The sequence below is a fragment of the Streptomyces sp. NPDC050619 genome (genome assembly GCF_040654815.1).
Lineage (GTDB): Bacteria > Actinomycetota > Actinomycetes > Streptomycetales > Streptomycetaceae > Streptomyces.
This window is the reverse complement of sequence record NZ_JBFAIR010000004.1, coordinates 462877-474977: the sequence shown is the minus strand read 5'-3', so window position 1 is coordinate 474977 and position 12101 is coordinate 462877. Positions and strand designations below refer to the sequence as shown.

Here is a 12101-nt window from a genome sequence, read left to right as displayed (position 1 = left end):
GGGGGTCTGGGGGTGCAACCCCCAGCGACGCCCGCACCAGCGCCGGGTGCCTCACCCCACCGGCACACCAATGTCCCGCTTCGCCCCGAACCTCCCTAGCCTGGAGTGATGGGTGAGGACACTCGGCTCGCGGCCGTGGTCGCGTTGGCGCAGGGCATGGCCGCGGCGCACTGCGCGCGGGATTCGTGGCGTGCCGCCGCGAGCGGGACCTGCCGCGCGCTCGGCGGGAGCTTCGCCGCGCTGTCCGTGTGGGAGCGGGAGCTCGGGCGGCTGCGGGTCCTGGTGAACGTCGGCGAGCGGGCCGGGGGCGAGGAGGAGTTCCCGGACGACGAGTCCTACCCCGTGCACCAGTTCGCCGAGATCACCGAGTTCCTGCACGAACGCTGGGCCGGGGGCGGCGAGCCCCACGCCTGGGTGGAGACCGCCGAGGGGCCCGCGGCCGGACTCCGGCCCGGTTACGTCCATCAGCGCGTCGCCGCCCTCCGCCGCCGAGGGCGCGGCTGCTGCGTGGTCGCCCCGATCGTGCTGCACGCGCGGGCCTGGGGCGAGCTGTATGTGGCCCGGCCGATCGGCGCCCCCGTCTTCGAGCGCGCCGACGCCGATTTCGCCACGGTCCTGGCCGCCGTGGCCGCCGCCGGCATCGCCCAGACCGAGCGGCTGGAGGAGGTCCGGCGGCTGGCGTTCACCGACGCCCTCACGGGTCTGGCCAACCGCCGCGCCGTCGACGCGCACCTGGACAAGGCCGTCGAGCGGCACCGTAAGGAGGGCGTCGTCGTCAGTCTTGTCGTCTGCGACATCAACGGGCTCAAGCGGGTCAACGACACCCGTGGGCACGCCGTGGGCGACCGGCTCCTCGAACGCTTCGGGTCGGTCCTCTCGCTCTGCGGCGCCATGCTGCCCGGGGCCCTCGCCGCCCGTCTCGGCGGGGACGAGTTCTGTCTGCTCGCGGTCGGGCCGTCCGCCGAGGAGGTGGTCAAGGCGTCCGACGAACTCTGCCGCCGGTCGGCCGAACTGGAGCTGGGCGACGGGGTCGCCTGCGGGGTGGCGTCCACCGAGCACCCCATCGGCCCGGTCAGCTCCGCCCGCCGGCTGTTCCGGCTCGCCGATGCCGCCCAGTACCGGGCCAAGGCCGAGCGGGCCACCCGGCCGGTCGTCGCCGGGCGGGAGGGCCCGGACGACCCGGTCGTACGCCTGGCCGACGAGCCCTCTCCCGAGACGACCGCCGAACGCCGCCGCTTCCGCGGGCGCCCCTGACAGCCCTGATGTGTGACACATCGGTAAGGGGCGAACCGGCCCCCCACTGGTGACATCCTCGAATTCACTGCGTACGCTCCTGAATATGGATATGCACACTGTGGTGGTGGGGACGTCAGGGGTGACCGCGTCCGACGTTGTCGCCGTGGCGCGCGCCGGAGCCCGTATCGAGCTCTCCGCGGAGGCGGTCGCCGCCCTCGCCGCGGCCCGCGCGATCGTGGACCAGCTTGCCGCCAAGCCCGAACCCGTCTACGGCGTGAGCACCGGCTTCGGCGCCCTGGCGACCCGGCACATCAGCCAGGAGCTGCGGGCCCAGTTGCAGCGCAACATCGTCCGTTCGCACGCCGCCGGGATGGGGCCGCGGGTCGAGCGCGAGGTCGTGCGCGCGCTGATGTTCCTGCGGCTGAAGACCCTCTGCTCCGGGCACACCGGCGTCCGCCCCGAGGTCGCCCAGACCATGGCCGACGTCCTGAACGCCGGTATCACCCCGGTCGTCCACGAGTACGGCTCCCTCGGCTGCTCCGGCGACCTGGCCCCGCTGTCCCACTGCGCCCTGACGCTCCTGGGGGAGGGCGAGGCCGAGGGCCCGGACGGGACCGTACGGCCCGCCGGTGAGCTCCTCGCCGAGCACGGCATCGCCGCCGTCGAACTGCGTGAGAAGGAAGGCCTCGCCCTTCTCAACGGCACCGACGGCATGCTCGGCATGCTGATCATGGCCCTCGCCGACCTGGACACGCTCTACAAGTCCGCCGACATCACGGCCGCGCTCAGCCTCGAGGCCCTCCTCGGCACCGACAAGGTCCTCGCCCCCGAACTGCACGCCATCCGCCCGCATCCGGGGCAGGCCGCCAGCGCCGCCAACATGCTGGCCGTGCTGGCCGGTTCGGAGCTCACCGGGCACCACCAGGACGACGCTCCCCGCGTCCAGGACGCCTACTCCGTGCGCTGCGCCCCGCAGGTCGCCGGTGCCGGCCGGGACACCATGGCGCACGCCCGGCTCGTCGCCGAGCGCGAGCTCGCCTCGGCCGTGGACAACCCCGTCGTCCTGCCCGACGGGCGCGTCGAGTCCAACGGCAACTTCCACGGCGCTCCGGTGGGTTACGTCCTGGACTTCCTCGCCATCGCCGCTGCCGACCTCGCCTCCATCGCCGAGCGCCGCACCGACCGGCTGCTCGACAAGAACCGCAGTCACGGTCTGCCGCCGTTCCTCGCGGACGATCCCGGCGTCGACTCGGGGCTCATGATCGCCCAGTACACGCAGGCCGCCCTGGTCAGCGAGATGAAGCGGCTCGCCGTACCGGCGTCGGCGGACTCGATTCCGTCCTCGGCGATGCAGGAGGACCACGTCTCCATGGGCTGGTCGGCCGCCCGCAAGCTGCGCGGCGCCGTCGACAACCTCACCCGCGTCATCGCCGTCGAGCTGTACGCCGCCACGCGTGCCGTCGAGCTGCGCGAGGGGCTGGCCCCGGCGCCGGCGTCGCGGGCGGTCGTCGAGGCCGTACGGAAGGCGGGGGTGCAGGGGCCCGGTCCGGACCGGTTCCTGGCGCCCGACCTCGCCGCGGCGGACGCGTTCGTGCGCGAGGGGCGGCTGGTCGCGGCGGCGGAGACGGTCACCGGGCCGCTTGAGTAGGACAGTTCGGGGGTCCTGCCGCCCCTGCGGCAGGACCCCGTGGATCACTTGAGCTTGTTACTTGAGCTTGGCCGCCTGCGCGTCGATCAAGGCCGCCGGGATGTCGTACGCCTTGCCGGACATCATCGCGCCGAGGTTCATCGTGTAGTACGTCGCGATGGTGTTGCCGTGGCGCACCACCTCTCCGTGCACGGCGGCCGGCTTGCCGCTCGCGCCGAACAGGTCGCCGCCCGCGGAGTACGCCACCGACTCGTCGCCGGTGCCGGAGGCCTTCTCCGCGGCGACCTCGGTGAACTTCTGCTCGTCGCCGCCCGCGCCGGCGGTGAAGCCCGAGGCGCAGCTCTCGACGGCGTCGGAGACGGCCTTCATCGTCCGCGCGGCGCCGTCACCCTCGTACGAGGAGAGCGAGACGACGGTGACGGGGAGGCTCATCGACGCGGTGGTCGCCTCGTCGATCTCTTCCTCGGTGAGGTCCTCCAGGGACTTCGAGGGGGTGTCCGAGGGCTTCGCCCGGGAGGTCGCCATGGTGTTCGTCTCGGCCGTCGCGTCGCCCGGGGCGAGGCCGCTGAAGACGTAGACGAGCGGCTTGCACTGCTCGTCGCCCTTGATGGCGCTCTTGGCGGCGGGGTACGTGTTCGGGACCGCCTTGACCTCGTACCCGTCGACATCGCTCTGGGCGATGATCAGCTTCTTCAACTCGGCCGCGCTGTACGCCTTCGCGGCCGTGGTCGGCGAGGACGAGGAGTCCTTGGACGAGTCCTTGGCGTCGTCCGAGTCCCCGCCGCATCCTGTGATGAGGGCGAGCGACAGCACGCTCACGGTGGCCGTGGCGGCTATGCGCGCCCTCGATGATCTCTTCATGAGCGGACTATGAAGGTCTCGTCAAGAAAACGTCAAGCAATATCAAAAGCCGAGACGTTCCCGGCGTACGGAAAAGACGACGAAGCCCGCGCCCAGCGTGAGGAAGGCCGTGCCGCCGACGACGTACGGGGTGGTGTCGAAGCTACCGGTGTCGGCGAGTTGGGTGCCCTCCATGGTCGTACTGGAGGTCATGGCTCGCGCCTGGGTGGTGACCTGCGGCGTCGGGGTCGCCGAAGGTGTTGTTCTGGCCGGCGCGTCCCCCGTCGCGTTGGCGGAGGGGACGAACCACAGGGCGCCCAGCAGGGTCCCCGCGGCGGTGGCGGTCAGCAACGAACGGCGAGCGGATGACACGGAATATCGATCCCCTTGTGGCACTGGAGAATTGGCCGTCCGGGCGATGTTAGTGAAAGGTGCGGGTCACGGGAAAGTCACGGGAACAAAGGGCCGTACTCTCCGGGCATGAGCACTCCTGAGACATCACAGTTTGTACGGCTTCGTGTGGAACTCGTCCTCGAGATCGACGACGCCGACGCCCTCGCGCAGGCCGCGCTGGGACGGATCGCCGGAGATTCCGATATGCCGGCCGAGGAGCGGGTACACGCCGAGAGCGCTGTGACGGAAGACACCGCGGAGGCCCTCGCGTATCTCGTGGACCCGTTCGACCTGGTCAGGGAGATGCCGGGGGTGGACCTCGCGCAGGCCTCCTGGTCCAGCGAGCAGATCGACTACGACCCCGATTCGCCGGACTGGGATCTCGACGAGGATGATGTCGACGAGAATGACGAAGAAGAGGCTGTCGGCTGAGGCCGTTTGGGGAAATCGTGACCCCGGGCGGCAACCGGCGTCCGGGGTTTCGTCGTCTCAAGGGGCGCACGGCCTGACACCCGCACCTGCCGCCACGGCGGACGTGGCGTGCCCCACACATTCCAGGAATGTGGAACGGGACGAACCGGTCGTAGCGTTGAAGTTTCACTGGCGGGGACTCTCGGGTTTTTGGGGATTTGGCAACGATGGAGAAGCGTGTGATGACGGTCGGTAAGCGGGGCAGGGGCCTGACGGTCGCGTCCGCACTGCTCGGCGGCGTATTGGTGCTGTCGGCATGTTCCAGCGGTGGCGGCGACGACGCCTCCGGAAAGGACGGCGGCGACACCTCGCAGGCCAAGGTCGACGAGGCGGCGGCCAAGAAGACCTCCGAGGCCCAGATCGCGATCACGCCCAAGGACGGCTCGGACAACGCCTCCATCAACAACTCCGCCGCCGTCACCGTGAGTAAGGGCACGCTCACCGACGTGTCGATGACGACCGCCGACGGCACCGAGGTCGGCGGCCAGATATCCGCGGACAAGCTGAGCTGGAAGCCCAGCGCCCAGCTGGAGCGGTCCACCACCTACAAGCTGACGGCCGAGGCCAAGGACTCCGAGGGCCGCGTCGCCCACGAGAACGCCTCGTTCACCACGGTCTCCCCGGCGAACAGCTTCATCGGCACCTTCACCCCGGACGACGGCACCACCGTCGGCGTCGGGATGCCCGTGTCGATCAACTTCGACAAGGCGATCACCAACAAGGCGGCCGTCCAGAAGGGCATCACCGTCTCCACCACCGGCGGCCAGGAAGTCGTCTGCCACTGGTTCAACGCCAACCGCATGGACTGCCGGCCCGAGGACTACTGGCAGGAGAACTCCACCGTCACGCTGAAGCTCGCGCTCGACGGTGTCGAGGGTGCCTCCGGTGTCTACGGCGTCCAGCAGAAGACGGTCACCTTCAAGATCGGCCGCAACCAGGTCACGTACGTCGACGCGAAGACCAAGCAGATGAAGGTCACGCAGGACGGCAAGACCGTCAAGACGATCCCGATCTCCGCCGGTTCGCCCGAGAACAAGACCTACCAGGGCCAGATGGTGATCTCCGAGAAGTTCAAGGAGACCCGGATGAACGGCGCGACGGTCGGCTTCACCGACGACGACGGCAAGGGCGAGTACGACATCAAGGACGTCCCGCACGCCATGCGTCTGACCAGCTCCGGCACCTTCATCCACGGCAACTACTGGGGTGCCAAGTCCATCTTCGGCAGCGTGAACACCAGCCACGGCTGCGTGGGCCTGTCGGACACGAAGGGCGCGGGCGACCCGAACATGCCGGCCGCGTGGTTCTACAACAGCTCGCTCATCGGTGACGTGGTCGACATCCGGAACACCGGCGACAAGACGGTCGCGCCGGACAACGGGCTCAACGGCTGGAACATGAGCTGGGCGGACTGGAAGGCCGGTTCGGCGGTCTGACAGCCCCTCATTCAACCCGCTTCGGTGCCGCCCCCAGGGGCGGCATCGCTGTTTCCGGGGTTCGCCACAGCCTTCTCATGCTTCTCTTATGCCGGGCTTATCCCATCATCACGAGCCGTACTTAGCTTTCGGCCATGTTCTTCACCTATCTGAGGCGCGAGCTGCGCCGCCGCAGAAAAGCGGCCCTCGTCGTCGCCTCCGGACTCGCGCTGGGTATCGCGCTGGTCATCGTGGTCACCTCCGTGTCGTCCGGCATGGGGAAAGCGCAGGACAAGGTCCTCCAGTCGCTGTACGGACTGGGTACGGACATGACGGTCACCAAGGCGGCCCAGCCGGCCGCCACCAGCTCCGACCGCCCCCGCTTCCAGTTCGACGCGCAGGACTCCGGCTCGGAACAGAGCAGTGACCGCGTCCTGGTGCAGGGCTTCGAGACACTGTCGGCCTCGACCGTCACCAAGGTCGGCGAGCAGAGCGGCGTCTCCGACGCGGTCGGCGGTCTCAGCCTCCAAGTCGTCAAGGTCAGCGGCGAGTTCACCCGCGGCGAGGTCCAGCAGAACGGCGAGGGAGGCAACCAGCAGGGCGGTGCCCCGGGCGCCGCTCCCTCCCCCGAGGGCCAGGTCCAGGGCGGCGGAGCCAACTTCGACGTCAACAACTACTCGGTCTTCGGCACCGACGTCACCAAGCCCGCCCTCGGCCCGCTGACCTCCTCCAAGATCACCAGCGGCCGTACGTTCAAGTCGACGGAGACCGCCGCCAAGGTCGTCGTCGCCGACTCCGCGTACGCCAAGGAGAAGAAGCTCAAGGTCGGCGGCACGGTCACCGTCAAGGGCACCAAGTTCGAGGTCATCGGCATCGCGACGGCCGACAGCGGTGACCCGGCCGCCAACCTCTACATCCCGCTCAAGCAGGCACAGACGCTCAGCGACTCCAAGGACAAGGTCACCACGATCTACGTCCGGGCGACCGACTCGCAGAAGATCGACGCCGTCAAGTCGACCATCCAGAAGAACATCTCGGGTACGACCGTCACGACCTCCGCCGACCTCGCGGACACCGTCTCCGGCTCCCTGTCCACGGCGTCCTCCCTCGCGACCAGCGTGGGCAAGTGGCTGGCCATCGCGGTGCTCATCGCCGCGTTCCTGGTCGCCGGTCTGCTGACGTCCTCGGCGGTGTCACGCCGGGTGCGGGAGTTCGGCACGCTGAAGGCGCTGGGCTGGAAGTCCGGGCGGGTGACCCGGCAGGTCGTCGGTGAGGCGATCGTCAATGGTCTGGTGGGCGGTGTGCTGGGCATCGCGCTGGGTCTGGCGGGCGCGTACGTCGTCACAGCCATCAGCCCGACGCTCCAGGCCCAGCTGGGCGGCGGGACGACCGGCGGAGGCGGTGGTGGTTTCGGCGGTGGTCGGCAGGCGGCGGCTCGGACACTCGACGTCACGCTCACCGCGCCGGTGAGCGTGACGACCATCGGTATCGCGGTCGGCCTCGCGGTGGCGGGTGGGCTGATCGCGGGCGCCTTCGGGGGCTGGCGCGCGTCGCGGCTACGTCCGGCGGACGCGCTGCGACGAGTCGAGTAACTCCGGGTTCGGTTGCAACGGGCAGGGACCGGTCCCACCTTCAGGGGCGCGGGGAACTGCGCGACCAGCCCCCACCGGGCCGGCAGCCGAAAACCGACCCACACCACCCCGACCCCCCAGGAGCCACCCACCATGTACGAACTCAGAAGCGTCACCAAGCACTACACCCGAGGCAAAGACACCGTCCACGCCCTAGACGGCGTAGACCTCACGATCGCCGACGGTGACCGCCTCGTCATCCAAGGCCCCACCGGCGGAGGCAAATCCACCCTGCTCCAGATGCTCGGCGGTCTCGACCGCCCCACCTCCGGTGAAGTCGTCCTCGACGGCACGGACATGGCCAAGCTGTCCGAGGCCCGGCTCACCAAGGTGCGCAGCGAGAACATCGGCTTCGTCTTCCAGAGCTTCAACCTGATCCCGACGCTCACCGCGCAGGAGAACGTCGAGACCGCCCTCGTACCCCTGGGTGTGAAGACGAAGGAGCGGCGCGAGCGGGCCGCCGAGGCGCTGGAGTCGGTCGGGCTCGGCGAGCGGCTCGGGCATCTGCCTGGCGAGATGTCCGGCGGTCAGCAGCAGCGTGTCGCCATCGCCCGCGCGCTGGTCAAGCAGCCGAAGGTGCTGCTCGCCGACGAACCCACCGGAAACCTCGACGAGTCGATGCGCGACGAGATCATGGACGTACTCGAACGCATGTGGAAGGAGCTGGGGCTGACCTTCATCATGGTCACCCACGACTCCTCGATCGCGAAGAAGGCCCCGCGGGTGGCGACGATTCGCAAGGGGAAGCTCACGGTGAAGGAGAACGCCGTCTCGTAGCGCAGTCTCGTAGCGCCCTCTCATCACGTAACGGCGATATTCGGCAGTGGCCGGAGATGTTCGCTTCCCCGTCGATCGTGTAACAGACCCTTCCTGTCGGATCCCTGTGTATTGAGCTGCCTGATCACACCCCGGCATACTGCGAGTCCCGGGGGGCGCCCGCCCATGCGTGCGAGACCACCCCCGGCCGGGTGAACGGGGAATTCACCCGGTTCTTCAGCAAGGGGGAGTCTTGCGCAGACAAGTGAAAAGAGCATGCGCGGCCACGGTTGCCACGGCAGCCGCGGTCGCGCTGGCGGCGGGAATGACCGGCCCGGCGTCGGCGGAGGGGGCCGCTGAGGGGGCGGCGCAGGGGTCGCAGACCAGCGCCGCCGCGAAGGGCGGGCTGACGGCCAAGGACCGCATCACCCTGATCACCGGTGACCGGGTCGCGGTCGACGCCAAGGGCCGGGTGGTCGCCCTGGAGCGGGCGAAGGGGCGTTCGCACATACCCGTCCAGATCCGCAAGGTCGACGGACACACGCTCGTGATACCCGGCGACGCGGCCCGTCTGGTCGCCACCGGCAAGCTCGACCAGCGGCTGTTCGACATCACCGAGCTCAGCAAGTCCGCCACCCGCACGTCCCAGGCCAAGGGCCTGAAGGTCATCGTCGGCTACAAAGGCACCGCAACGGCCGCCAAGAGCGACGTCCGTGACGCGGGCAACCTCCGCCGGACGCTCAAGTCCCTGAACGCCGACGCGGTCCAGACCCCGCACGAGGACGCGCCCGAGCTGTGGGACGCGGTCACCAACGGCGCCAAGACGGCCTCCGGCATCGCGCACGTCTGGCTCGACGGCGTCCGCAAGGCCAGCCTCGACAAGTCCGTGCCGCAGATCGGCGCCCCCAAGGCGTGGGCCGCCGGCTACGACGGCAAGGGCGTCAAGATCGCCGTACTGGACACGGGTGTCGACGCGACCCACCCGGACCTGAAGGACCAGGTGATCGCGGCCAGGAACTTCTCGACGTCCACCGACGACAAGGACCACGTCGGGCACGGCACGCACGTCGCGTCCATCGCGGCCGGGACCGGCGCGAAGTCCGGCGGCAAGTACAAGGGTGTGGCTCCCGGCGCGTCGATCATCGCCGGCAAGGTCCTCGACGACACCGGCTCCGGCGACGACTCCGGCATCCTCGCCGGCATGGAGTGGGCGGCCGAACAGGACGCCGACGTCGTCAACCTCAGCCTCGGCGGCACCGACACACCCGAGGTCGACCCGCTGGAGGCGGCGGTCAACAAGCTGTCCGCCGAGAAGGGCATCCTCTTCGCGATCGCGGCGGGCAACTCCGGCCCGGAGTCGATCGGTTCGCCGGGCAGCGCGGACGCCGCGCTCACCGTCGGCGCCGTCGACGACAAGGACCTGCTCGCCGACTTCTCCTCGACCGGCCCGCGGCTCGGCGACGGCGCGATCAAGCCGGACGTCACCGCGCCGGGCGTGGACATCACGGCCGCGTCCGCCAAGGGCAGCGCCATCGAGCAGGAGGTCGGCGAGAATCCGGTCGGCTACCTGAGCATCTCGGGTACGTCGATGGCGACCCCGCACGTCGCGGGCGCCGCGGCCATCCTCAAGCAGCAGCACCCGGACTGGACGTACACCGAGCTCAAGGGCGCGCTGACCGGCTCCACCAAGGGCGGCAAGTACACCCCGTTCGAGCAGGGTTCGGGCCGTATCCAGGTCGACAAGGCCGTCAAGCAGACCGTGATCGCCGACCCGGTGTCGGTGAGCTTCGGCACGCAGCAGTGGCCGCACTCCGACGACAAGCCGGTCAGCAAGCAGCTGACGTACCGCAACCTCGGCACGAGTGACGTCACGCTGAATCTGACGTCGACGGCCACCAACCCGAAGGGGCAGGCCGCTCCGGCCGGCTTCTTCAAGCTGGGCGCCACCACGGTGAAGGTCCCGGCGGGCGGCAAGGCGTCCGTCGCCATGACCGTCAACACCAAGCTGGGCGGCACGATCGACGGCGCCTACTCGGCCTACGTGACCGCGACCGGCGGCGGCCAGAGCGTCCGTACGGCCGCGGCCGTGCAGCGTGAGGTGGAGTCGTACGACCTCACCATCAAGCACATCGGCCGGGACGGGAAGCCGACCCCGAACTACAACACCATCGTGGCCGGCTACACCGACCTGGCCGAGAACCGGGGCTTCCAGGTGCCGGTGGACGACTCCGGTACGACGACCATGCGCCTGCCCAAGGGCACCTACCTGCTCGACGCCTGGATCGCGAAGGACCTCGTGACCTTCGAGGGCGGCGTCGACTGGCTGGTCCAGCCGAAGCTGAGCCTCACCAAGAACGCCACGGTGACGGTCGACGCCCGCAAGACCAAGGCGGGCGAGCTGACCGTGCCGGACGCGGGGGCCGAGCTGACCACCGCGATGAGCAACTACTTCTACGACGCGGCGGGCATCGGCATCGGCCTGGGCCTCGACTCGTTCGCCAACCTGCGGATGGCCCACCTGGGCGGGGAGATCGCGAGCGGTCTCCAGCAGACCTGGAACGGTCAGTGGACCAAGGGCGCCGACGCCGAGTACAACGTGGCCACCACCGCCCAGGTCAAGAAGATCCAGGGCGACAAGGTCCGGCACTTCAAGGCGAGCGAACTCGCCACGGTGAAGAACAACCTCGGCGCCGCCGCCGGCGGCAAGACCGGCGGGCTCGTCACCTGGGGCCTCTTCCCCAGCGACGTGGTCATCGGCTTCCCGGTGGAGCAGAAGCTGCCGGGTGCGCGCACGATGTACGTCTCGACGGCCGACAAGATCCAGTGGACCTTCGACTTCGAGCAGTACAGCGGGAAGGACGAGCAGGGCTACCCGATCGTCGACGCGTTCTACACGCTGGGGAACCCGCAGACCTTCAAGGCGGGCCAGAAGTACACGAAGACCTTCAACACGGCGGTCTTCGGCCCGCATCTGAACGCGGACTTCGGCTTGTACCGTGAGGCCAACCTCATCTACGGCTACGTGCCGCTGTTCGCCGACGGGGCACAGCACGCCGGCTCCTCCGACTTCCTGTCGGTCGACACGTCGCTCTACCGCAACGGCACCAAGGTCGGCACGAACGACGACCCGCTGTTCGGCGACAAGGCGTTCACGGTCCCGTCCGCCGAGGCCGAGTACAAGCTGACCACCTCGGTCAAGCGCAGCGTCAAGGTCGCGGCCGCCTCCACCCGGATCGACGCGAGCTGGACCTTCCGCTCGAAGAAGCCGACCACGGACATGGCCAAGCTCCCGGCCTCCACGGTCCGCTTCAACGCGAAGACCGGCCTGGACAGCCGGGTCGCGGCCGACAAGAAGGTGTCGATCCCGGTCACCGTCGAGGGCGCGGCCAAGGGCTCCAACCTGAAGTCGCTGTCGGTGTACGTGTCGTACGACTACGGCCAGACCTGGAACAAGGTCAAGGTCGTGAACGGCAAGATCATGGTGAAGAACCCGGCGAAGGGGAAGGGCATTTCCTTCCACGCCAAGATCGCCGACAAGCAGAACAACAAGTCGACGATCTCGATCTACAACGCGTATTACGGGAAGTGAGTAGCCGAATCTAGCCCAGCCCGTCACGAAGGCCCGCGCCAGCGTCCAATCGGCGCGGGCCTTCGCCTTTCGTGATTCTTCTGGGACCGGTCCCAGGTTTCGCCCTGCATGCTCTGCATTGC

At 69.1% G+C, this 12101-nt stretch carries 9 protein-coding genes; 7 read left to right on the top strand and 2 right to left on the bottom strand.

The window, feature by feature from the left end; translation table 11 throughout:
* Positions 1 to 108 precede the first annotated feature (108 nt).
* Positions 109 to 1254 (top strand): GGDEF domain-containing protein, encoded by a 1146-nt coding sequence (locus AB0I77_RS10605; protein WP_363282026.1) that lies wholly within the window; start codon positions 109 to 111, stop codon positions 1252 to 1254.
* A 91-nt stretch (positions 1255 to 1345) separates the two neighbouring features.
* Positions 1346 to 2884 (top strand): histidine ammonia-lyase, encoded by a 1539-nt coding sequence (hutH, locus tag AB0I77_RS10600; RefSeq protein WP_363282087.1) that lies wholly within the window; start codon positions 1346 to 1348, stop codon positions 2882 to 2884.
* Between the two features lie 57 nt (positions 2885 to 2941).
* Here the strand turns inward: hutH and AB0I77_RS10595 are convergent, their stop codons facing one another.
* Positions 2942 to 3745 carry a hypothetical protein gene (locus AB0I77_RS10595; protein ID WP_363282025.1) on the bottom strand — a complete coding sequence of 268 codons (804 nt, stop codon included), beginning with the start codon at positions 3743 to 3745 and terminating at the stop codon, positions 2942 to 2944.
* Positions 3746 to 3787: 42 nt separating this feature from the next.
* On the bottom strand, positions 3788 to 4096 hold the full coding sequence (locus tag AB0I77_RS10590) for an LAETG motif-containing sortase-dependent surface protein (protein ID WP_363282024.1): 309 nt from the start codon (positions 4094 to 4096) through the stop codon (positions 3788 to 3790).
* 108 nt (positions 4097 to 4204) lie between these two features.
* Between AB0I77_RS10590 and AB0I77_RS10585 the strand changes: the two genes are divergently transcribed.
* The 5 genes from AB0I77_RS10585 to AB0I77_RS10565 all read left to right on the top strand — a co-directional run bounded on the left by AB0I77_RS10585 (position 4205) and on the right by AB0I77_RS10565 (position 11979).
* Positions 4205 to 4549 (top strand): hypothetical protein, encoded by a 345-nt coding sequence (locus AB0I77_RS10585; protein WP_363282023.1) that lies wholly within the window; start codon positions 4205 to 4207, stop codon positions 4547 to 4549.
* 221 nt (positions 4550 to 4770) lie between these two features.
* Positions 4771 to 6024, top strand: a complete 1254-nt coding sequence (locus AB0I77_RS10580; protein WP_363282022.1) for an Ig-like domain-containing protein — start codon at positions 4771 to 4773, stop codon at positions 6022 to 6024.
* 134 nt (positions 6025 to 6158) lie between these two features.
* A complete protein-coding gene (locus AB0I77_RS10575) occupies positions 6159 to 7595 on the top strand; it encodes an ABC transporter permease (protein ID WP_363282021.1) in 1437 nt (478 codons plus the stop codon).
* Between the two features lie 132 nt (positions 7596 to 7727).
* Entirely contained in the window at positions 7728 to 8411 is a 684-nt protein-coding gene (locus tag AB0I77_RS10570) for an ABC transporter ATP-binding protein (RefSeq protein ID WP_363282020.1), read from the top strand.
* A 244-nt stretch (positions 8412 to 8655) separates the two neighbouring features.
* Positions 8656 to 11979, top strand: a complete 3324-nt coding sequence (locus AB0I77_RS10565; RefSeq protein WP_363282019.1) for a S8 family serine peptidase — start codon at positions 8656 to 8658, stop codon at positions 11977 to 11979.
* The last annotated feature ends 122 nt before the right edge of the window (positions 11980 to 12101 follow it).

Coding starts and splice junctions, on each gene's coding strand:
- AB0I77_RS10605 (WP_363282026.1), top strand. CDS start 109: ATGGGTGAGGACACTCGGCTCGCGGCCGTGGTCGCGTTGGCGCAGGGC.
- AB0I77_RS10575 (WP_363282021.1), top strand. CDS start 6,159: ATGTTCTTCACCTATCTGAGGCGCGAGCTGCGCCGCCGCAGAAAAGCG.
- AB0I77_RS10570 (WP_363282020.1), top strand. CDS start 7,728: ATGTACGAACTCAGAAGCGTCACCAAGCACTACACCCGAGGCAAAGAC.
- AB0I77_RS10580 (WP_363282022.1), top strand. CDS start 4,771: ATGACGGTCGGTAAGCGGGGCAGGGGCCTGACGGTCGCGTCCGCACTG.
- AB0I77_RS10585 (WP_363282023.1), top strand. CDS start 4,205: ATGAGCACTCCTGAGACATCACAGTTTGTACGGCTTCGTGTGGAACTC.
- hutH (WP_363282087.1), top strand. CDS start 1,346: ATGCACACTGTGGTGGTGGGGACGTCAGGGGTGACCGCGTCCGACGTT.
- AB0I77_RS10595 (WP_363282025.1), bottom strand. CDS start 3,745: ATGAAGAGATCATCGAGGGCGCGCATAGCCGCCACGGCCACCGTGAGC.